Source organism: Nostoc sp. ChiVER01 (genome assembly GCF_034531155.1).
In the GTDB taxonomy this organism is placed as follows: domain Bacteria; phylum Cyanobacteriota; class Cyanobacteriia; order Cyanobacteriales; family Nostocaceae; genus Nostoc.
The window spans coordinates 13,178-35,812 of the sequence record NZ_JAVRBS010000024.1 but is presented as its reverse complement, the minus strand read 5'-3'; the positions used below and the strand labels follow the sequence as shown (position 1 = coordinate 35,812).

Below are 22,635 nucleotides of genomic sequence, written 5' to 3'. Positions count from 1 at the left end.
ACAATAAAGCAAGAGGAACAAATACTCATTGTGTTAAGGAGGGGAGTTATGGTAGCACTCACCGAAAAAACTGAAAAACGGCTCACCATACAGACTGTAGAAATCGCTCAAGAGACGACGGCTATTCGCTCTCTGGATTGGGATCGCGATCGCTTCGATATTGAGTTTGGTCTGCAAAATGGTACCACCTATAACTCGTTTCTCATCCGTGGGGAGCAGACTGCCTTAGTTGATACCTCCCACGAAAAGTTTCGTCAACTATACTTCGATACGCTCACCGGACTAATCAAGCCAACAGAGATTGATTATTTGATTATCAGCCACACCGAGCCAGACCATAGCGGTTTAGTTAAAGATTTGCTGCTTATGGCTCCAGAAATAACCGTTGTCGGTTCTAAAGTGGCGATTCAGTTTCTTGAAGATTTCGTACATCAGCCATTCAAACGGCGGATTGTGAAAAATGGCGATCGCTTAGATTTAGGTAATGGTCATGAATTTGAATTCGTAATTGCCCCAAATTTACACTGGCCGGATACCATTTTCAGCTTCGACCACAAAACCAAAATTCTCTATACCTGCGATGCCTTTGGGTTGCACTATTGCTCAGATAGCACCTTTGATGAAGATTTGGCGGCTATCGAAGAAGACTTTCATTACTACTACGATTGCTTGATGGGGCCGAATGCCCGATCAGTTTTATCTGCCCTGAAACGAATGGGTGAACTAAAAACCATCGACATGATTGCCACAGGACACGGGCCATTATTATCTCACAATGTTGAGGAACTAGTTGGACGTTACCGCACTTGGAGCCAAACGCAAGCCAAGCCAGAAACGGTAGTTGGGATATTTTACGTTTCCGAATACGGTTATAGCGATCGCCTCGTGCAAGCAATTGCCAATGGTATCGGCAAAACTGGTGTCGCCGTAGAAATTGTCGATTTGGGATCTGAAGTCGATTTACAAGAACTGCGGGAACTAGTTAGCCGTTGTGCTGGGCTAATCGTTGGTCTACCTCCGGCTTCTGGGGCTGCTAGCATTCAAGCTGCACTCAGCACAGTTTTAGGATCTGCCAAAGAAAAGCAGGCTATTGGCCTATTTGAAAGCGGCGGTGGCGATGATGAGCCGATAGATCCTTTGCTGAGTAAATTCCGCAATTTGGGGTTGACAACGGTTTTTCCAGCAATTCGGATTAAACAAACACCCACAGAAAATACTTACAAGCTGTGTGAAGAAGCGGGTACAGACTTAGCTCAATGGGTAACACGCGATCGCAGTATCAAAGCCATGAAATCCCTTGGTGCTGACTTAGATAAAGCATTAGGTAGAATTAGTGGTGGGTTATATATTATTACTGCCAAAAAAGGCAATGTATCCAGTGCCATGCTAGCTTCTTGGGTTGCTCAAGCTAGTTTCAAACCCTTGGGATTTTCCATTGCAGTAGCCAAAGATCGGGCTATTGAATCACTCATGCAAGTAGGCGATCGCTTTGTTCTTAATGTCTTAGAAGAAGGCAATTTCCAACCACTCATGAAGCACTTTTTGAAACGGTTCGCCCCTGGTGCCGATCGCTTTGAAGGAGTGAGAACTCAGCCAGCCGAAAACGGTGCGCCTATCCTTAACGACGCCCTGGCCTACATGGAGTGCGAAGTCGTCAGTAGAATGGATTGCGGCGACCATTGGGCAGTATACAGCACCGTCTACGCCGGACGAGTTTCTAAGCCAGATGCTTTAACTGCTGTGCATCACCGCAAAGTTGGTAATCATTATTAAGAGGGGGAGTGGGGAGTAGGGAGTAGGGAGTGGTGTTTCCTACTTCTTGATTCCTCATTACCCCAAAAGTCGTGTCGGAAAGCATTATTAAAAAAAGAATAGGAAGTGGTGATCCCGACTTCTTATTCCCCACTCCCCACTCCCTACTCCCTATGTCAAAAAATAAACCTCGTGATGTTCAAGTTTATCCAATAGCCACAGACACAAGAATACTGCGATCGCGCAGTTGGTCAAGGCTTAGGTTTGAAATTGAATATGCTCTTGCTAAGGGTACAACTGCTAATTCTTATTTAATAGAAAGCAAGAAAACTGCAATTATTGATCCTCCAGGGGAAACGTTTACAGAAATTTATTTAAAAGCGTTGCAACAACGTTTTCATCTCGAAGACTTAGATTATGTAATTTTGGCACACGTCAACCCCAACCGCGCTGCAACTTTAAAAGCTTTATTGGAACTTGCCCCGCAAATCACTTTTGTTTGTTCTAATCCTGGCGCGATAAATTTACGTGCAGCGCTGGAAAATCCAGATTTGCAAATTCTTGTGATGCGGGGCGAAGAAACCCTAGATTTAGGCAACGGGCATAATTTACAATTTATTCCCACACCCAATCCCCGCTATGCAGATCAACTTTGCACCTACGATCCGCAAACAGAAATTTTGTACTCAGATAAGTTATTTGGGGCGCATGTTTGTGGAGATCAGGTATTTGATGAAGGTTGGGAAGTATATAACGAAGATCGGCGCTATTATTTTGATTGCCTCATGGCTCCCCACGCTCGTCAAGTTGAAACAGCGCTGGAGAAACTAGCTGATTTTCCGGTGAGAATGTATGCCACTGGACACGGGCCTTTGGTACGCTATGGCTTAATTGACCTGACCAAAGCTTATCGAGAATGGAGTCAACAGCAAACTTCTGCGGACTTGACAGTAGTGTTGATTTATGCATCAGCTTATGGGAATACAGCCACATTAGCCCAAGCGATCGCTCGTGGGGTTACAAAAGCTGGCGTTGCTGTAGAATCGATTAACTGTGAATTTACTGAACCAGAAGAAATCCGGGCGGCTGTAGAGAAAGCCGGTGGTTTCATTATCGGTTCTCCAACCCTCGGCGGTCATGCACCCACACCCGTGCAAACAGCTTTAGGAATTGTTCTATCCACCGCTACTAACAATAAACTCGCTGGTGTTTTTGGTTCCTTTGGCTGGAGTGGGGAAGCAGTTGATTTAATTGAAGGTAAGTTGAAAGATGCTGGCTATCGGTTTGGTTTTGACACCATCCGCGTAAAATTTAAACCCGACGATACCACCTTACAATTATGTGAAGAAGCCGGAACCGACTTTGCCCAAGCTTTGAAGAAAGCTAGAAAAGTGCGATCGCAACGTCTTCCTGCAACAACTGTAGAACAAGCAGTTGGTCGGATTGTCGGTTCTCTTTGTGTTCTCACAGCAAAAGAAGGCGATCGCTCCAGTGCCATGTTAGCTTCTTGGGTATCTCAAGCTAGCTTTAGTCCCCCTGGCTTAACTATAGCCGTTGCCAAAGAACGCGCAGTAGAAACACTGACGCATACAGGAAACAAATTTGTCCTCAACATTCTTAAAGAAGGCAATCATTTGGGATTGATGAAGCACTTCCTCAAACCATTCGGCCCAGGACAAGACCGATTTGCTGATGTCGCTACTGAAGAAGCTGAAAATGGTTCTCCCATACTGACAAATGCCCTAGCATATCTTGAATGTTCCGTACAAAACCGCATGGAATCTGGCGACCATTGGCTAGTTTATGCCACTGTCGAAAATGGCAAATTGTTAGATACTGATGGCGTGACAGCCGTGCATCATCGCAAATCGGCAACTCATTATTAATTGGGCATAAGAGGCAAATAGGCACAGGGGAAAGACCTACTGTAACTTCCCTTCTTGCCATCTTTCACTTCTGGTCTTTTTTCTCTCTTTATTCTACAGTTCTATGCACTCTCATATCAAATTGGTGTAAGTCATACTTCATTTGAATTCTTATTGCAACATAATGAAAAAATATCTCCAGTGGCGGTAGAACACTTTAGTAATATAGAACATCAGGATCTTCACTATGGAGAATAAGTATCAGTTTCGTACACTTCGAGATTTGTTGCAGAAATTTAGAGTTATACGATTATTAGTGCTTTTAATAATCTGTATTATGAGCATTCAGTTGATTTCTGGTTGTTCTTCTCAGCCAGTCCCTCTTTCTTTTATAGTAAAAGATGATGAAACCGAAGTTTGGAACCCACTAATCGCTCAGTTTAATGCTAAACATCCAAATATCATCATTAGACCTGATGTTCTTAAACAAGATTCCCGAAAAGGTACTGATCGATCAAAAGAAGCCTTGATATCTGCCTTCACAGACAAGGACAAGAAACCTTATGACCTTCTCTATTTAGACATCATCTGGGTTCCTGAATTTGTCGAGCAAGGTTGGCTCAAGGATCTCACTAAAGAGTTTCCACCCAAAGATTTGAAGAAGGAATTTCTATTTAGTGAGGTTGACAATGGCTGTTATGGAGGTAAAAAAGGTTGTGATGATGGCAAGCTATATCGCGTTCCCTTTCGGACTGACATAGGCTTGCTTTATTACCGAAAAGACTTGCTAGCAAAAATTCAAGCGAAACCACCGGAAACGTTTGATGACTTGAAAAAGATTGTTAAACGTTATCAGACAAATGAGCCGAAACTAGACAAAAATTTTTGGGGATATCTTTGGCAGGGTCAGGGAGAAGCACTTGTTGCAATGTTTACTGAGGTACTCCACGGCTATGGTGGCTACTGGATTAAAAAGGATTGGATAAGGAAAGAAAAAGTTGTAGACCACGATGAACAGTGCCAAGGTAATAATCCTAAACAACCTGACAAGTGTAAAGTAGTAGGACTTGATGAGCCACAGGCAATACAAGCAGTCCAATTCTTATATGACACGATTTATGACTCTAAAATTTCTCCCTCCGACCTCCTCTCGTTTACAGACCCAGACACAGATATCCTTAAAATATTCCTAGCAGAGCCTGATGCCGTTTTCATGCGTAATTGGCCATTCACATGGGCTAAAGCTTATGAAGCTGAACCTAAATTTAGTGGCAATGGCAAGATTGATTTTATTCCTATGGTTCACGCAGAAGGTAATACTAGTGGTGCTAGCAAAGGGGGTTGGGGATTTGGAGTTGCCGAAAAAACAAAATATCCACATGAAGCTATAGAAGCTATTAGATTCTTTAGCAGTGCTGCAATTCAACGCCAGTTCGCTTTGAATTATAGTTCTTTGCCAAGTCGTCGAAGACTGTTTTTTGATCCTCAAATTGTTGCTAGATATAGACACTATCCAAAGCTGTTAGCTTTAATAGACAGGAAAGAAAAGAAGGACGAATGGATCGCACGCCCACGTATCCCTCAATACACAAAGGCATCCTGTATTTTACAAAAGTATCTCAGGAAAGCTCTAAATCCTAGTAATGGATATCTACCTCCTGACAAAGCAATGGGTGAAGCAGCTCAGAAAACACGAGAACTACTTGATAGGGAGACACAAAAATTATCACCACAAGAAATGCTCAAATGCTAATAGCAAAAAAGTAATACCTGTTTTCACATTAATTAAGGTATATACAGAGGTGAGAGAAAGTCGAAGCTTTGGTTCATGAATTTAAATTATTTCCGTTTGAACTTCTTCATCTCTATCTGTCCATCCACACCAGCCATAGCAAGAAGATACTCTCCATTGGTTGTTGAGCTAAAGGCAAGGGTCACTAGGCCCTTCACTTGTGGCGTCAACGAGTCTTCTTCTGTTCTGTTAATTGTGTTCCATACACTGACTTTGCCATCAGTGTGAGCTACAGCCAAATATTCGTCATCTAAACTGAAGGCAATAGCTGCTACATTTGTGTTTTTCTTTAAGCTTTCTTGTGTCAGCAAGGGTATAGCCGAATTCTTAGTTTCCCTATCCCACACAGACACTTTTTTATCTAAGCCAATCGCAGCTATAAACTTCCCCCCTGGACTAAAACTAACATCCACAACGTAAGTATTATGGTTAAGGGAGGGAATAGGCTGGTTAAGGTTAGAAATGTCCCTTACCTGTACAGTTCCATCAGCACGAGCTGTAGCAAAATATATATTATTTTCTTTATTTTTCAAATTAAATGCAACGTCTGTAACGTTAGGGATGCTTAGCAACGATCGAGGGGTGAGGGTGCCATCATCTGCTTTTAACTCCCACACATTTGCTATCTCGTTGACGTCGGTTGTAGCTATGTAGTTTCCATCATGGCTAAAGCTGACAGATACTATATAAGCTTTTGCTTGTCCTGGAGGTGTTGGTAAAACCTTTGCTTCAGTTGTCTTTGTGATCCACACTTTTATCTTGCCGTCAGCACTAGCCGTAGCTAGGTACTTTCCATCCTGACTACTAAAGTCAATTGCAACTACAGGATTCCTGTACTGTAGTTTATTATTAGGGGGTGTATCAACGTGGCTTAAATCTTGGATTTTCGACAAGGTAATGATACCATGATTATCATTCACCTTCCATAGGTATGCTGAATCCAAGGTAGCTGTGGCTAAATACTCTCTATCAGGGCTGAATTTAACAGCCACTACGCTTTCTGTATGTTCTTGACAAGCAACTACTAATTTAGTTTTTTGGTCAGTGATGGTTTCAGATACTTTTAATATTCGTACTGTTTTATCTAGACTTGCTGTAGCTAAATATTTTCCATCAGGACTAAAGTCTATATTGCTCACATCAGCAGCAGGCAATTGGCAGACATCTGGATTAAAGTTTATCAAGATGTAAGGTAAAAATACCGCACCACCACTACATAGAACCAATACAAACAAAATAATTAGCCTGTTTTTGCGAGTACAAACTTTGATTCTTAAATCTTTCAGATATGACCAAAGGTTACTTATTCTTGGACGTTTCCTAACCTTGCGTAATTCTTCTTTAACCTGTTCAATCTCCTGATCAATTTCAGGTATTTCCCTGTTGGACGACTCCTGTAGAATTGCATCATCCCGGCTTTGCGTTATTTGACGTTGCGGAAGCATCGACTCGATATTGGATAACTGGATCTCAATATCATTCAATTCCGTTTTTGCATCCTTGATTTGCTTTTCTAATTTATTCTTGGTGGCTGTATCATTTTCAATTGCTAAATCCTCACCCAACTTTGTCCATTTTTGATGGTATAGGTTCCATAGTTTGTTAAGCGTGTTATGTTCTCGCCTTAGCCTCTCAATTTTATTAGGCGGTTGCTGATTAAAGGTCATAGCTCAGTTCCTCACCCTGAATTTATTGCAGCTCATGCTCAATCTTGGATATCTCCTCTTCAAGATGTCCCAAATGACTTTTTTCATTTTCAATTTGTTGCTCTAACTGAAACTTAATTGCTTCGCTCACTTCAATTGCCAAAGCAGTACGCAATCGCCCGATTTTGTCGTTCCGTAAATTCCAATCTTTCTCAAATGCCTTCAATCTCTCCTCTGCTCGACGACGTTTTCCGTCTGTTAACCCGACTCTAGTAGGTGAAGGTTTGGAGAAAGAGGATAAATTAGGGTTCCTCTTAATTACTAAGGTTATATCTTCTGAAAACCCCTCTAATTGAATGGCATTGCGACCGAATTCGTAGGCACGTTCAACAGAACTACCAGCGCCTATAGCACGATAAAAACCCTCGGCAAATATAATTGCAGCTTTATCTCCAATTGCTTGGTTCGTACCAATCACACAGCTAATATGTTGAACGATAGCCTCAGCTTGAACCTCTGAATAGCAAGCATTGAGAATTACACATTCCAGTTTCTCTGCAAACAAACGAAATAATTCTGCCAGCGCTTTTGCATTCACGAGCTTTGGGTTCCCGGTTGAGTCCTCCAGCGCAAGTCCCTTATCCGCAACACCATGTCCAGAAAAGTGAACAATCTGCGGTTCTACATCTAACATCGCTTGTTGAACATCTCTAGGACGTACTGCCCAACGCTGTTCTATGATAAAGCGATCGCGTTTTTTGGCTAAACGTATTGCCTCTTGAATGTTACGCACCTCTTCATCTAGGCGCAGGGGTAATGTTTCTTTTGGATTGGCTGCCAGAATCAGGACTTTTTTTACGAGCATATTGTCGGTCATATAGTTAAGACAGGTTATATTTAAGAACTAAACTTTTTTATCGGCTTTTTCGCAAAAGTTAGCTTTGTTGGAAAAATTGATTTGAGTTATAAAAATTGTTTTATTTAAGTAATACAACCACCAGACCAATAATTTTGGTATTGTTGCCATGACTAGAAATGATATGAATTGTGTTCTTGTACTAACATAACCACATTTCGATAGTGACAACGGGCATGGAAGGTTTTTCAGCTACCTTTTTGCGATCGCAACTAACAAAGCATGGTTTTTAAAAGGCTGAAACGACGTATTTACGTTAGTACACAAGATGATTTGTTTGTACAGTGCGTAAGTCCTAAGTACTACCAATAATCCAGTGAAATAATTTATTCCATATATAATATGTAACTAATGAGTATGAAATATTTTTGTAGAATTTTGTTTCAAAAATTCTCTTAAAACTTCTTGAGGATTATAATCAAAATCCTTTTCTCAAAAGAGATTGACATAAAATTATTAAATTTAAATAAATTATTAAATTTGTATTTCTACTATAGGACTCCTATTTGATTTTTGAACAAGATTCAGTACGGATCTATGCCTTCTTTCCTGTTACCTATTCCCTATTCTCCGTTCCCTGCCCACGCAAGTAAATTCAGGAATCAAACCGGATTTCTATAGTATAAAACCTAATAAACATAAATGATGGATGACTAGTAATATACAAATTCTCCTCAATCCCGAATAGCAAAAAAGGTGGGCAACCGAGGTTACTAAAAACTTTGTAAATGAGGCTTTTGTTTTGGAGTAAGGGCACTATTGAGATTATTCATAGTTAAAGTTTTGCATAAAAAAGGCTCAAGCAGCAATGCTTGAGCCTTTCTAGATTCAACTAAATAACTTTCGCCTACTTAATTTAGTAGCGATTACGGTTGTAGCCGCCGCCACCACCGCCACGATTACCACCGAAGGAACCACCTCCACCTCGGTCTTCTCTGGGCTTGGCCTTATTCACTTTAAGGTCACGACCCAGCCATTCAGCACCATCAAGGGCTTCAATGGCTTTGGTTTCTTCATCTTCTGAACTCATTTCCACGAAAGCAAAGCCGCGTAAACGACCTGTTTCACGGTCAGTAGGTAGCTGAACACGCTTTACAGCACCATATTCTGCAAATACAGCACTCAGCGCATCTTGTGTAACTTCATAGGAGAGGTTACCAACGTAAATTGACATTAAATGTCTCCAAAATCATAAGTTTGTAGAGATTTAGATTTCGGAGAGAAGTCTGTAATACCAAAAGGAAAAAGCCTGTCAATACTAAAATCAAACACTGTCGCCGAATTAATTCTCATTTCACTTCCCATGATGACATAGCAACTAACTTTCTGGGGGAAGTTTTCAAAACTGTTATAAAAATTTATATAGCAGTCCGCTTTGATTTTTGAAAGTATTTGCGTAGATAGGGAGTGGAGAAAAAGCTAATCAATTCTATTTTCTAAATATTGGCCAATCATCAATTGCTCACCAGCACGAGAGATGATTGTCTGTCTGGTGCGGTATTTGCTGCCAATTAGCTTTAATTCTTCCTCAAACACTGAACCGTTGTATTCAGTTCGCAAACACAGTGTTTTTGGGTTGGAGAAATAATACTGGGCGGTGACTGGTTTGGATATGGCAAAACCGCGATCGCGATACAAAATGTTTCCCATCACCCCAAATATTGTTGAACCTTGCGATTCTTTCTTTGTCTTTAGCACATCTGTACTTTCCCATACAACTGCTGCACCACAGATTAAACTACCTGCATCAGACAAATCGTGCATCTGAGCTAGCTTTTGCAATTCATCACAGCCCTGCTCTAAAAAACTAATCGTAACGATACTTTCAATCTCCTTAGTTTCTCCCGCCGGTAGGGTGTAGTAGCGTCGTTGCGATCGCCATTTCCCTGCTGATTCCTGGAAAAATTCGGAAATCTGGGATTCATCAGTAGTTTTTACGATTCTGAGCAATGATGTCACGCCTTACCTTCCTTACCTAATGCAAATATATTTCTGGCAAAAAACTTCATTCTTGCTGTTATTTATGGTATTTATCGCCCTGTTCTTGCCATATTACGCAAGGGGGGTAAGAAAAATACTGTCTTCTAGTACATTATAAACTTAAAAAAGCAATAAATATTTAATATTCTTAATAAAATAACTTTTGTAAGTACAATTACTTATGCCAAAATAAAAATAATATGTAAAAACAAGGGTCATTATTGTAATACTGCCCATGTTAGGATGTGCGGCAAAAAGTTTCATATCTATAAAAAAACCCAGGTTTCTCCTATAGGTAGATTTCAGAAAGCTAACAAATATTTATACTTTGTTTATAATTTATTATCTGCAAGAAGATTTTCTACCTCTGCGTAAGAAGTAGAGCGGTGAGAAGTTTTGGATTTTTATGGGAAAACAGTAATTTCTGATACAGAAAATTACTGTAAAACAGCTTAAAGATTCTCGCCGTTTTTTGTTAATTAAATCTCTCAAAATTACTTGGTAAAACACGGCTGTTTAACCCCAAAAGCTCCCCAATAAGAGAAAAATAAATGATTTTGGATATGAATAAGCCGCACAAGCAGGTGAAAATTACAGATCCGGTAGCCGCCAACCAGCTCATTAATATCCAGTTAAATTCAGTTGTAAAGACTGAGATAACGATGGCAGGGGCGGGCTATGCCTACGCAGATTTAAAGAGTAGACTTCTTGCAAACAGCACTAGTGCAACAGGTAAAAAAGGTAAAAAAGAAAATTATTTACTTTCCTCCAAATCTGTAAGAAGTTTATTAATTTCTTGTTTGCTAGGTATAGGGCTGCTGATGGCAAGTTGCGGCTCGTCGCCCAAAGAGTCAGCAGATGCACAATCTCAGAGTCCTGGTAGTAAAGAACGTGGCGGTGCAACACCTGTAGATGTGGCGATCGCTCGAACTGACTTACTGGAAAAACAACCAGAATATACAGGTAACACAACACCCTTTCGGATTGTATCAGTGCGATCGCAAGTAGAAGCTCGGTTGTTGGCTTTGAACCTTGATGTGGGCGATACGGTAAAGCTTGGGCAAAAGGTTGGGCAGTTAGATGATGCCATACTTTCAACCGAATTAAAGCAAGCAGAAGCAGAACTAGCAGCCCTTAAATCAGAAGTAGCTAGAGCAACCAATCAGGTAAGCAATGCCCGTGCAGAAGTTGAACGGGCGCGGTTAGAAGTGGTACAAGCCCAGGCAGACTCCCAACGGCAGCAAAGGTTGTTCAAAGCTGGAGCGATCGCTGAACAAACTGCCCAACAAGCACGTACCCAGGCACAAACAGCAGCCCAGGCACTCCGGGCAGCCCAAGAGCAGGTTCGTACAGAACAGCAAGCCGTCGCTGCTGCCCAAGGTAGAGTATTAGCCCAGCAGGCATTGGTTGCTCAAACTAAAGAGCGCAGGTCTTACGCTCAACTGATATCCCCCATCGCTGGCATAGTCACAGAAAAGGTGACAGAACCAGGCAACCTTCTGCAAGCAGGTAACGAAGTCTTAAAAATTGGCGACTTTAACCGTGTCAAAGTCGTGGTGCAAGTTTCCGAATTAGAACTGGCACAAATTCAGGTTGGACAGTCTGTACAAGTCCGTTTAGATGCCTTCCCCAAGGAAACATTAATTGGCAGAGTTACCCGCATTTCTCCAGCTGCCGATGCCACAGCTCGCTTGATACCTGTAGAAGTAGTGATTCCCAACACTCAAGGGAAGATTGGCAGTGGATTGCTGGCGCGAGTCAATTTTGAAAACCAGACACAACAACGAGTAGTCGTGCAGCAAACAGCTATTCAAAAACAAGCAGGCACTAAGAACTCCAAGGCTACAGGGGAGACGCAAACAAATGTACAGCAGTCTTCCCCAGCTAACACATCTGGGATAGCAAAAGCAAATTCACAAGACCGAAGTGGGGAAATATTTGTCGTTAAAGACACAGAAGGCAAAACCAAGGTAACAGCACGAGCCGTAATGTTGGGAAAAAGAGCTGATGGGAAAGTGGAAATTTTATCCGGTTTGCAAACAGGAGAGCGCTATGTTGTTCGTAGTGGTAAGCCCTTAAAAGAAGGTGACACTGTAAGTCTTTCAATTCTTTCAGAAAAGCAATAGTACGGTGAGCATTGAAGAAGAATTCAGAAGTCAGAATTCAGGAGTCAGAACAAGAAAGTGAGGGATTCAAAACCACTACTAATTGAAGACCACCAAATCTTCGATTTAGTGGGGATATTAAACCCATTTATTTATCTGCCAATCACACAGAATTCAACTCTGAATTCTGGCTCCTGACTTCTGAATTCTATTTTGATAACCACCATACCAAGGAAAAAAGTACTTAGTAGTCAGCACTTATCACTTACGTATCATGCAACAGGCGAACAATAATAATGGCAATAGCGGATTTAGTCTTAGTGCGATCGCTATTCGCCAACACATTGGCACACTCATGCTTACCGTGGCAGTAATTGTCATTGGGGTATTTTTTCTCACCACGATTCAAGTCGATCTCCTACCGTCAATTACCTATCCACGAGTTAGTGTCCGACTAGAAGCCCCTGGTATTTCACCAGAAGTAGCAGTAGATGAAATCACCAGGCCGTTAGAAGAAGCTTTACGAGCAACCGAGAATGTAGTGCAAGTTTTTTCCCGCACCCGTGAAGGGCAGGTAAGCCTCGATTTATACTTCCAACCAGGGGGCAATATTGACCAAGCCCTAAACGATGCTACTGCTGCTTTTAACCGAGGGCGAGGACAACTGCCAGATACGATAGAGGAGCCGCGATTATTTAAACTCGATCCCTCCCAATTGCCGATTTATGAATTGGCACTAACATCTGATTCGTTGCCAGGTAAAGATTTACGCGTATTTGCTGATGAAGAGTTAACCCGTGAACTCAGTGTCGTGCCGGGAGTTGCTTCAGTCGATGTATCTGGTGGTGCTGAGGAAGAAGTACGAGTACTTGTTGACTTAAACCGATTGCAAGCTTTGGGTGTCGGGTTAAATGATGTCTTAGATGAATTAACAGCCCGTAACCAAGATACTTCTGGTGGTCGGATTCTAGGGCAAAATTCCGAGCCATTGACTCGGACTGTAGGACGTTTCCAAAATGCTAGGGAAATTGAAAACCTCTCCTTGGAAGTTTCCTCTCCTGTCTCTCCTGCTTCCTCCGCTTTCCCTACCTCCCCTGCACCTTCTCGCCGCGTTTATTTACGAGACTTTGCGGAGGTAATTGATGATACAGAAGACCAGCGAGTATTTGTCTACCTGAATCGTCAGCCTGCGGTGAAATTTTCAATTCAAAAGCAGCCTGAAGCCAATACAATTACCGTTGTAGATGCTGTGAAACGGCGAATTGAACAATTAAGACAATCGGGTTTAATTCCAGCAGACATGACTTTGAGTCCCACCACAGATGAATCTATTTTTATCCGCAATTCTTTAAATGATGTCATCTTTTCGGGGATTTCTGGGGCATTGTTAGCAGCAGCAGCAGTGTTGTTATTTTTGGGATCATTCAGGCAAACATTGATTATCAGTTTGACGATTCCGTTGTGTACTCTAGCAGCGATCGCTCTGATGAAAATCTTTGGCTTGACTTTGAATGTATTCAGTTTAGCAGGTCTGACATTAGGAGTCGGTCAAGCAATTGATACATCGGTTGTAATTTTGGAGAATATTTCCGAAAAAGTGGGGATGACTCCCAATCAGAAAGAGATGGAGGTAGGGGAGCAGAGGAGCAGGGGAGCAGAGGGGAAGGGGAGAAATTCAAAATTCTTTATTGACAATGCCATTAATGCTTCTCAAGAAGTGGAATCTGCTTTAGTTGCTGCTACAGGTGCTAACTTAGTTTCTGTAGTACCATTCCTGTTAATTGGCGGTTTTATTGCACTGCTATTTAATGAACTGATTCTGACAATTAGCTTCGCAGTCGCAGCATCCCTTGTCGTCGCCATTACAATAGTACCGATGCTGTCTTCTCGACTCTTGGGAATTCGCTGGTCTAGTCGGATCGGTGAATTTTGGTTGCTAAGACAGTTTAATCACCGATTTGAAGATGCTACACGAGGATACAGTAATTTTTTAACCAAAGTTTTACGCTATCGGCTCCTCGTTGTTATTGCTGCTTTGGTAATTTTAGGCGGCAGTAGCTTCTTTATGTTTGGTCAAATTCCCCAAGAAATTTTACCCCGCATCAGTACTGGTCAAGCTACCTTGAGAGCGCAGTTTCCTCCCGGTACACCTTTAGCAACTTCTGAAAAAGTTATGCAAATTGTCGATGACATTTTGCTCAAACAACCAGAAACAGAGTCTGCTTTCACAACTGTGGGTGGTTCTTTGTTTGGTAGCAATACTACAGAAAATCCTTTACGTGCTAGTAGCACTATCAATCTAAAACCAGGTACAGATGTCGAAGCTTTCGTCAAAAAAGTAACTCAAGAATTTAACAAACTCAACTTAGCAGGAATTCTGCTGCGCCTCAATCCTGGTCAGGTGCGGGGTTTAATCTTGAGTAATTCTCCAGTGCAAGGGTCAGAAGTTGACGTGATTTTGCAAGGTGAGAATGAAGAAAACTTAACGCAAGCAGGCGCGCAAGTGTTGCAAGCATTGCAAGATAGGGCAAAATTAGCGACATTCCGACCAGATGCCGACCCCCGGCAACCAGAAATACAAATTCGCCCCGACTGGGAACGAGTTTCGGCATTAGGGTTGAGCGCCGGGCAAATTGGTGCAACAGTTCAAACAGCAATTGAAGGCTCAGTTCCTACGCAAATTCAACGCGGTAATCGTTTAGTTGATGTGCGGGTGCAGTTAAATAAGGAAGCAATTGCGCGTCCTTCCCAGCTAGAGCAATTACCACTATTTACAGAAAATAATCAACTAATCCGGCTTTCAGATGTTGCAAACATTCAAGAAGGTCAAGCGCCTGGTGAAGTGCAACGGATTAATCAGCGTCAAGCTTTTATTGTGGCAGGCAATCTCACCGAGGGAGCTAGTCTTGGTGAAGCGATCGCAGAAGTCAACCAGGTACTTCAAGATGTAGACTTACCTGATGGCGTTTCAATTGTACCTAGTTCTGCCCAAGAAACTAATCAGCAACTTCAGGATGCTTTAAAAACTTTAGGGGCGTTGGCAACGTTCTTAATCTTTGTAGTCATGGCGGTACAATACAATTCGCTGATTGACCCATTGGTAATTATGTTCACCGTACCACTGGCATTAGCTGGGGGACTTTTTGGACTTTACATTACCCAAACTGCAATTGGCGCAACTGTAATTGTTGGTGTCGTCTTGCTGGTGGGAATTGTGGTAAACGCAGGGATTCTAATGGTTGAACTGGCGAACCAAATTCGGGATGAAATTGGTTGTACTCGCCAAATTGCGATCATGAAAGCTGCTCCTCAACGCTTGCGCCCAATTATCATGACTACAGTCACCACTATTTTGGGACTGTTTCCTTTGGCATTGGGCATTGGCGAAGGTTCTGAGTTTTTGCAGCCTTTAGGAATTGTAGTTTTCTTCGGGATGGCGATCGCAACAATGCTGACACTATTTATCATCCCCTGTTTTTATATTCTGCTACACGATTTGCTCGGTGGTAATTGGGCGAAGCCAGTATTAATTTGGTTGCGTGGATTTACAAAAAAATTGATTTAAATCCCTGATAGGGATTCAATTTTCAACACGTTCTACGCTGGAATTTAAATTAACGTGATTTGCCAACGAAAAAACTTCTTGGTAGATCACGTTGAACTCAAATTTTTTCAAATCCACATATTGGCTAATCTGTCAACGCATAAGTTCTAATTTAGATTTTTTATAAAGATTGGGTAAAATTACTAGTTATTTTGATAAAGCATTACAAGAATTGTTTTATAAATCAACCTATGAATAAATATAAATCCACTGAGCAGGCACACATTAACCGCTATTTATCTAGCAGGTAGATAGCGGTTCAAAAGTGAGCTTTTGCTGTTTGATTTAACCCACACGGTATAGTATTCTCTCAATCAATATAAAAAGGACAGAAATATGACTACAATACCAACCAAAATAGCCTTATCTGTTTTAGGAGCAGCAGGAATTAGTTTATTGTCTTTGACACCAGCGAGAGCCTTCATCTTGGTAGAACCCATCGTGACAACTCAAAATGAAGAAGTACTTGAAGCGAAAAAGCCAAGAACTCTTGGGCCAGAGTTTCAACCGGGACAAGTAATAGAATATGGTGTCTCAGATGTAGCTAATAACTTTCTAAATAACACTGGGTACGATATAGAAAGCTTGGTCTTTGATTTAAAAACGCTTGCCTATAGTAATCCAGATTCTACTCCCGCGTTTAATAACGAGCCAGTGCAGTGGGGAGATGTTAATGGAGATGGCAAGATTGGTTACTCTAATAACCCCGATCTAAAGGATATTTTTTCAGACATTACCATAAAAGATAACATCATCACTTTTAGTGGTGGCGTAATTCCCAAAGGAACCCTGTTTTACAATCCATTTGCTACTAGCCCCAATGTATCGCCAGGTGCTGGAATCATTCCACCAGTGCCAGCAGAGCAAGTCGATAAAGATGGGCCGATCAGAGTGGCTAGTTATTACACTGCTGTTCCTGAATCAACTAATATTTTGGGTGTACTAGTCTTTGGCGCTTTAGGTGTAGCTTTCCAAGTAAAGCGATCGCTACACTGTTAACGCTCTGACTCTGTAATTAATTCACGATACACCGCTAATATTTCCTGATGGACGCGGGCAACACTCAGCCATTGTAGGTTTTGATTTGCCCGGTTTTTCCATTCGTGCAACATATCGGCATTACTCAGTAATTGCACTAAAACTCCAGCCAACGCATTACTATCTTTTGCTGGCACTAAAAGTCCTGCTTGCCCATTGTCCAAAGCTTCAGGAATTCCGTCTACTTGAGTGCCAATGATCGCAGTTCCAGCTTCCCTAGCTTCTGAAAGCACCAGGGGACAAGGATCGCGGTGAGAAGCTAACACAAATATGTCACAAGATATCAGATAGCGTTGAGGTTCTGCCTGGAAGCCTTCAAAATGGATGCGTTCTTTTACAGAAGTTGCTTCTGCCTGTGCCTCAAATAGCTGTTTATCAGGACCATTTCCTACCAAATAGAGATGCGCTTGGGGAAAATCTGAGGCAATTTGTTCAAAGGCAGCGATTAACTCAGCAATTCCCTTGCGTTGATACATCCCGGCTACAGTTGCGATCGCTGGACGTTGCAATGGTAAAGGTTGATAATTTTGTATTTGTCGCGTGCGGGGACTCCCCAAAGTTCCATTGCATACTACCCGCAGCTTGTTTTCTGAAATACCGCGCCGTGCCATAGAATCTCGTACAGCCTTACTGACGGCAATTACTCTGTCAGCTAAACCCATCAACAAACTAGAACGCTGAAATTCGTTGTGGACTGTGGAAACTAAAGCATATTTATGTCCTTTAAAAATGCGGGCTAGGATGACTCCCGTCATCATGTGGGCGTGAACAATATCCGGCTGAAATTCTGCTGCGATCGCCAGGTAACGCACACCTGCTTTAATAATACTTATCGGTTTCCTAGTTTGATCTAATTGGTAGTGTTTGACACAAAATATGCTTAGTAATTTCTCATATTCACCACCAGATGAAATAACTGCTACCTCGTGACCAGATTTAGCCTGTAAACAAGCCAAATCCACAGCCACATTTACAATACCGTTACCTATTTCTTGAACGTGGTTCAAAATATGGATGATTCGCATAATTTTGGAGATATGTATAAAAAATTAAGATAAGTGGCTGAGTGGAAATTAACCTAATTCTTGAGGTGTTTAATGACAACTCAAAAGTAGTCAGTAGTGCATAAAATTAACACTTGCTACTGACCGACAGCGCTTATAACTAATTACTTAGCTTAAAGACTTATTCATTAATAGCTGGATAAATCGGGGTAAAAATCCAAAATTCTCAAGACTAATCCCCTATTTCAGTTGCTACAGCCTTCTTTACTCTCCTGAAATGCTCTTCTGGCTTTACAAGAGTAGCAATTTGTCTGATGATAAAAAAGGAAAGCAATAGTAAAAAATAATTTGCCGTTATTCTTAATAAGTAAATGAAAACCCTTAAATGACAAAGCTTCAGTCAGTTTTAATTGAATTCAAAATCTTAGCTTGAAGTAACAAAATGGCAACCTTACACACTCCACACTTCCAATTAAATTCTGTAATTCCCGCCTCATATACCCATAGCTTAGTTTTTATTGACACGGCAGTTGCAGACTATCAGAGTTTAATTAATGGTGTTATCTCCCAGACCGAAATATTTGTTCTTGACTCAACAAAGAACGGTGTTGAGCAAATTACGGAAATTTTAGCAACTCGCGCTGACCAAAATATTAACAGCATTCATATTGTTTGCCACGGTACTCCTGGTAACTTACAACTGGGCAATGCTCACTTAGGACTAGATACCCTTGAAGATCATAGTCAGCAACTCCAGCAATGGCAAAAGATATTTTCCGCCTCTACTAAAGATAACCCCAGGAACTTACTCATTTATGGTTGCAATGTAGCTTTTAGTGATGTGGGCGCAGAATTTATTGCCAAATTGCACCAACTTACAGGAGCGAATATTGCCGCTTCCCGTCAGCTGATAGGCAGTGCAGCATTAGGCGGAAACTGGGAACTGGAAGTACGTACTGCCCAAATGGAAGTGACTCTAGCATTTGCAGAAACGACGCAAAAAGCCTACGCAGGAGTACTGGCGACATTCACAGTGAATGATACTGGAGACACAGATGATGGCGATGCTAACAACGGTATCACAACACTCCGAGAGGCAATTAACTTAGCCAATGCTACTGCTGGAGATGATGCGATCGCTTTTGGAAGAATATTCACAGATACCACCCCAGATACTATTACCCTTACCTCTGGACAACTGACAATTACCGATGATGTCACTATCTTGGGGACTGGAATATCCAATCTAACTGTGAGTGGTGGAAATAATGCCTCTACAGTATTCGAGATATCGGGACTAGCGACAGGTGTCAGTATAAATGGATTGGCGATCGCTAGTGGCGGTATAAAGGTTAATAGAAACTCCATTCTCAGCCTAGCAAACACCAGTGTGTCTGGTAATACAGCAGAAAGTGGCATCTCTAATAGCGGCATCCTCAGTCTTGCTAACACCAGCGTCTTTGGTAATACGCAAGGCGGTATCTATAATCTTGGTAGTCTTACCCTAACGGGAAGCAGTGTTTATGGAAATTCCTGGGAAGATAATCGGGGAGGCGGCATTTATAATGACGGTTCTAATGGTAATATTGGTACTCTCAGCCTAATTGACAGCAGTGTTTCTGGCAATACGGCATACTTCGGCGGTGGTATCTATAGTGGTGGTACTCTCAGGCTAACCAATAGCACTGTCTCTGGCAATACAGCGTTAGAGGATGGCGGTGGCATTTATAACGCAGGTGTAGATTATGATGCCGGATCAGCTATTTTAATTAACGCCACCATCTCTGGCAATACAGCGTTAAATGATGGTGGTGGCATATACAATGGATTGGCCTACACCAGTGACAACAGGCTGACCCTAATCAACAACACAATTAATAACAACACAGCTGACTCAGATGGTGATGGTGCTGGTAATGGTGGAGGTGTTTTTAGTTACTTCCGTGATTCTTCTTATCACGTCAAAGTTAATAACACCATCATTGCAGGCAACTTAGACAACTCCACCTCCGGTGATATAGACCCCGACGTGCGTGGTGGACTGATTGACTCCGGCAATAACCTGATTGGCAATAATACTGGTAGCACTGCTTTTACCACTAGCACCCTCGTCGGCACAAGTGCTAGCCCCATTGACCCCAAACTCGGACTGCTGCAAAATAACGGTGGTGCAACCTTTACCCAGGCCTTACTTGCGGGTAGCCCCGCTATTGATGCTGGCAAGAATTCTCTAACACCTGCTCGCATCACTACTGACCAACGCGGCGCTGGATTCCGCCGGATATTTAATGGTGTTGTTGATATTGGTGCTTATGAAGTCCAGACCCCCACAACTAACCCACCTGTTGTTAACACTGATACATTTGTAGTGAATAATACTAATGATTCTGGGGCAGGGTCATTGCGGCAGGCTATCCTCAATGCCAATGCGACTCTTGGGGCGGATACGATTACCTTTGCGGGCGTGTTCACGGATGCCACACCGGATATCATCACCCTCACCTCTGGAAAATTAACGATTACCGATGATATTACGATTTTAGGAACTGGAGCATCTAACCTCACCATTAGCGGCAATAATCTCTCAGGCGTATTCGAGATATCCGGCACAGGCACAGATGCCAGCATTGATGGTTTAAAGATTGCTAATGCTAATGACCCCTTGGGCAGTATTTTGCTTAATACCAATACCAGCCTTAGCCTGACGGGAAGCACTGTCTCTGACAATACGGGGTTAGTAGGCGGCATATTTAACAAAGGCACTCTCAGCCTAACTAACACCACTGTCTCTGGTAATAGTGGGTCATCATTAGGCGGAGGCATCTTTAACAAAGGCAACTTTAGCCTAACTAACAGCAATGTCTCTAATAATAGTGCATACGTCTTTTCCAACACTGCCTATGGGGGCGGCATATTCAATACAGGCAACCTCAATATAACTGACAGCACTATCTCTAATAATAGCGCTTTCGCCAATGGAGAAAGTCACGGCATCGGGCCTAACCCTTATCCATCCTCTGGTGGTGGCATTTATAACTCAGGCAGCGTCGATATCACTCGCAGCACCGTCTCTAATAATAGTGCGGCAGACGGCGGTGGCATCTCTAACTCAGGTACTTTTAGCCTTATTAACAGCACTGTCTCTGATAATAGTGTATATTATACAGGCGGCGGCATCTTGAACAGTGGCGCTCTCACACTTACCAATGACACCATTACCAGTAACACAGCAGAGGGCTATGTGGGTGAGATTGGCAACGGTGGGGGCGTTGTCAGTAATGGCGGCACTGTTATCGTTGGCAATACCATCATTGCAGGCAACTTCTTCAATGTCGAGCCTGATTATCCCTATGACCTTTCCGGTTATTCCCGCGACGTTTCCGGCAAGTTCACAGACGCTGGAAATAACCTAATTGGCGATAACACTGCTAGCACTGGCCTTACTACTAGCACCCTCGTCGGCACCAGAACCAACCCTATTGACCCAAAACTCAGCCCCCTGCAAAATAACGGTGGTACAACGTTGACTAATGCCTTAATTGGGAATAGTCCTGCCATTAACGCAGGCAATAATGCCCTGATTCCACCAGGTATTACCACTGACCAGCGCGGCACTGGATTTGACAGAATATCTCAGGGTACAGTTGATATTGGTGCATTAGAGTTTAACGGGCTGAATGGAAGCAATGGCGCTGATAATTTAGTAGGCAAGAACTACAGTGACATAATTAACGCTCAAGCTGGAAACGATACCATCACAGGTAATCAAGGCAATGACATCCTAACTGGTGGCGGTGGCAAAGATAAATTTATTTACAATTTAGGCGACGGTGTTGATACCATCACCGATTTTGGTGGGTTAGGTAAAGGCTCAAATCCATCGGCAGCAGTTATTAGCGAATTGGATACCCTGAAATTCCAAGGTAGTGGATTGACAGCCCAAAATCTGCTACTCACCAAGAATGGGAACAATTTAGAAGTTACTTTTGAAGGGGTAGCTGATGACAAAATTATCCTGCAAAACTTTACCCTGGAAAACCTAGACAACCTATGGACACTGGGTAATATCTTGTTTGATGGGCAAAGCAGCATTCGTGACAGCTTTGATGTCTTCGATGCCAACTCCACCCAAACCAGCATCTTCAACAAAAATACAGTCACCTTTCTTAATAACCTAAACAACAATGTCAATGGCTTTGAAAACTCAGGTGATGTTATTAATGGTGAAGGGGGCGATGACCGCATCGACGGCTTAAGTGGTAACGACCTATTGCGGGGTGGTGAAGGTAACGACACCCTACTTGGTAGTGAAGGTAATGATACCCTGGTTGGTAGTCTAGGTAATGATAGCCTCATCGGCGGTGCTGGTGATGACATTTTGCTTGGTGGTGGAGGTTCCGATACCTTGACTGGCGGTAGCGGTAATGACCAGTTCATCTACCAAATCTTAAGCAATAACAATAGTACAATCACTGACTTTAAGCAGAGCCAGGATAAGCTAGTCTTCACTAACCTGTTTAAGAGTCAGGGCTACAGTAGCAGCAATCCCATCGGTGATGGCCACCTAAAATTTGTGCAATCGGGTACTTCTACACTAGTTGAAGTCCTTATTTCTTATTATCCTGGTTATTCTTCTTTTAGTACCTTCGCAACTTTGGATAATTTCACCGCGACAAATCTGGTAGTTGGTAGTAACGTCATCGTCTAGCGATCAGATTTAGCATAGTATGGCGATGCACATGCCAGTAATAAATTGCATAAGTTCATAGCAAATTGACGAAAACAGACTCTGCATCCTCCCTGAAATCTGAGCAGTAAAAGCTGCTGCTCAGATTTCTCGGTTTATTTCAATTTCAACTCTTAATTTGTCACAAATTTACGAAATTTTTGTAAATGCTAAGTTTTGAACAGTAAAAACCATCGTCACTTAATA

General features: G+C 42.2%; 12 protein-coding genes. 7 read left to right on the top strand and 5 right to left on the bottom strand.

The annotated features are described in order from the left end of the window. The first annotated feature begins 48 nt into the window (after positions 1–48). From RMY00_RS26150 to RMY00_RS26140, 3 genes are all read left to right on the top strand, one after another. Positions 49–1,773, top strand: a complete 1,725-nt coding sequence (locus RMY00_RS26150) for a diflavin flavoprotein (protein WP_322650336.1) — start codon at positions 49–51, stop codon at positions 1,771–1,773. Between the two features lie 152 nt (positions 1,774–1,925). After that, complete coding sequence (locus tag RMY00_RS26145) at positions 1,926–3,638, top strand: diflavin flavoprotein (protein WP_322650335.1); 1,713 nt, start codon at positions 1,926–1,928, stop codon at positions 3,636–3,638. A gap of 316 nt (positions 3,639–3,954) precedes the next feature. Further along, positions 3,955–5,370, top strand: a complete 1,416-nt coding sequence (locus RMY00_RS26140; RefSeq protein WP_322650334.1) for an extracellular solute-binding protein — start codon at positions 3,955–3,957, stop codon at positions 5,368–5,370. An 86-nt stretch (positions 5,371–5,456) separates the two neighbouring features. On the opposite strand, the gene RMY00_RS26135 is transcribed toward RMY00_RS26140, so the two are convergent. From RMY00_RS26135 to RMY00_RS26120, 4 genes are all read right to left on the bottom strand, one after another. Then, entirely contained in the window at positions 5,457–7,076 is a 1,620-nt protein-coding gene (locus tag RMY00_RS26135) for a hypothetical protein (protein ID WP_322650333.1), read from the bottom strand. A gap of 22 nt (positions 7,077–7,098) precedes the next feature. Then, positions 7,099–7,932: a CHAT domain-containing protein gene (locus RMY00_RS26130; RefSeq protein WP_322650332.1), complete on the bottom strand. Its 834-nt coding sequence runs from the start codon at positions 7,930–7,932 to the stop codon at positions 7,099–7,101. An 895-nt stretch (positions 7,933–8,827) separates the two neighbouring features. Then, the gene (locus RMY00_RS26125) at positions 8,828–9,145 is read right to left on the bottom strand and encodes an RNA-binding protein (protein ID WP_322650331.1); all 318 of its coding nucleotides are present in this window, start codon (positions 9,143–9,145) and stop codon (positions 8,828–8,830) included. A gap of 245 nt (positions 9,146–9,390) precedes the next feature. After that, the gene (locus tag RMY00_RS26120; protein WP_322650330.1) at positions 9,391–9,930 is read right to left on the bottom strand and encodes a phycobiliprotein lyase; all 540 of its coding nucleotides are present in this window, start codon (positions 9,928–9,930) and stop codon (positions 9,391–9,393) included. 842 nt (positions 9,931–10,772) lie between these two features. Here RMY00_RS26120 and RMY00_RS26115 point away from each other — a divergent pair. The 3 genes from RMY00_RS26115 to RMY00_RS26105 all read left to right on the top strand — a co-directional run bounded on the left by RMY00_RS26115 (position 10,773) and on the right by RMY00_RS26105 (position 16,659). Further along, positions 10,773–12,077, top strand: coding sequence for an efflux RND transporter periplasmic adaptor subunit (locus RMY00_RS26115; RefSeq protein ID WP_416212106.1), 1,305 nt, complete (start codon positions 10,773–10,775; stop codon positions 12,075–12,077). Between the two features lie 253 nt (positions 12,078–12,330). Then, entirely contained in the window at positions 12,331–15,621 is a 3,291-nt protein-coding gene (locus RMY00_RS26110) for an efflux RND transporter permease subunit (RefSeq protein WP_322650328.1), read from the top strand. 375 nt (positions 15,622–15,996) lie between these two features. After that, positions 15,997–16,659: a hypothetical protein gene (locus tag RMY00_RS26105; RefSeq protein ID WP_322650327.1), complete on the top strand. Its 663-nt coding sequence runs from the start codon at positions 15,997–15,999 to the stop codon at positions 16,657–16,659. Here the strand turns inward: RMY00_RS26105 and RMY00_RS26100 are convergent. Beyond that, on the bottom strand, positions 16,656–17,723 hold the full coding sequence (locus RMY00_RS26100) for a glycosyltransferase family 4 protein (RefSeq protein WP_322650326.1): 1,068 nt from the start codon (positions 17,721–17,723) through the stop codon (positions 16,656–16,658). The two genes, RMY00_RS26105 and RMY00_RS26100, sit on opposite strands and share 4 nt — an antisense overlap. A 421-nt stretch (positions 17,724–18,144) precedes the next feature. Between RMY00_RS26100 and RMY00_RS26095 the strand changes: the two genes are divergently transcribed. After that, positions 18,145–22,410, top strand: coding sequence for a DUF4347 domain-containing protein (locus tag RMY00_RS26095; RefSeq protein ID WP_322650325.1), 4,266 nt, complete (start codon positions 18,145–18,147; stop codon positions 22,408–22,410). Positions 22,411–22,635: the final 225 nt, after the last annotated feature.

Excerpts from the sequence above, each read along its gene's own strand:
- RMY00_RS26150 (WP_322650336.1), top strand. The coding sequence starts at position 49 with ATGGTAGCACTCACCGAAAAAACTGAAAAACGGCTCACCATACAGACT.
- RMY00_RS26145 (WP_322650335.1), top strand. The coding sequence starts at position 1,926 with ATGTCAAAAAATAAACCTCGTGATGTTCAAGTTTATCCAATAGCCACA.
- RMY00_RS26140 (WP_322650334.1), top strand. The coding sequence starts at position 3,955 with ATGAGCATTCAGTTGATTTCTGGTTGTTCTTCTCAGCCAGTCCCTCTT.
- RMY00_RS26135 (WP_322650333.1), bottom strand. The coding sequence starts at position 7,076 with ATGACCTTTAATCAGCAACCGCCTAATAAAATTGAGAGGCTAAGGCGA.
- RMY00_RS26130 (WP_322650332.1), bottom strand. The coding sequence starts at position 7,932 with ATGACCGACAATATGCTCGTAAAAAAAGTCCTGATTCTGGCAGCCAAT.
- RMY00_RS26125 (WP_322650331.1), bottom strand. The coding sequence starts at position 9,145 with ATGTCAATTTACGTTGGTAACCTCTCCTATGAAGTTACACAAGATGCG.
- RMY00_RS26115 (WP_416212106.1), top strand. The coding sequence starts at position 10,773 with ATGGCAAGTTGCGGCTCGTCGCCCAAAGAGTCAGCAGATGCACAATCT.
- RMY00_RS26110 (WP_322650328.1), top strand. The coding sequence starts at position 12,331 with ATGCAACAGGCGAACAATAATAATGGCAATAGCGGATTTAGTCTTAGT.
- RMY00_RS26105 (WP_322650327.1), top strand. The coding sequence starts at position 15,997 with ATGACTACAATACCAACCAAAATAGCCTTATCTGTTTTAGGAGCAGCA.
- RMY00_RS26100 (WP_322650326.1), bottom strand. The coding sequence starts at position 17,723 with ATGCGAATCATCCATATTTTGAACCACGTTCAAGAAATAGGTAACGGT.
- RMY00_RS26095 (WP_322650325.1), top strand. The coding sequence starts at position 18,145 with ATGGCAACCTTACACACTCCACACTTCCAATTAAATTCTGTAATTCCC.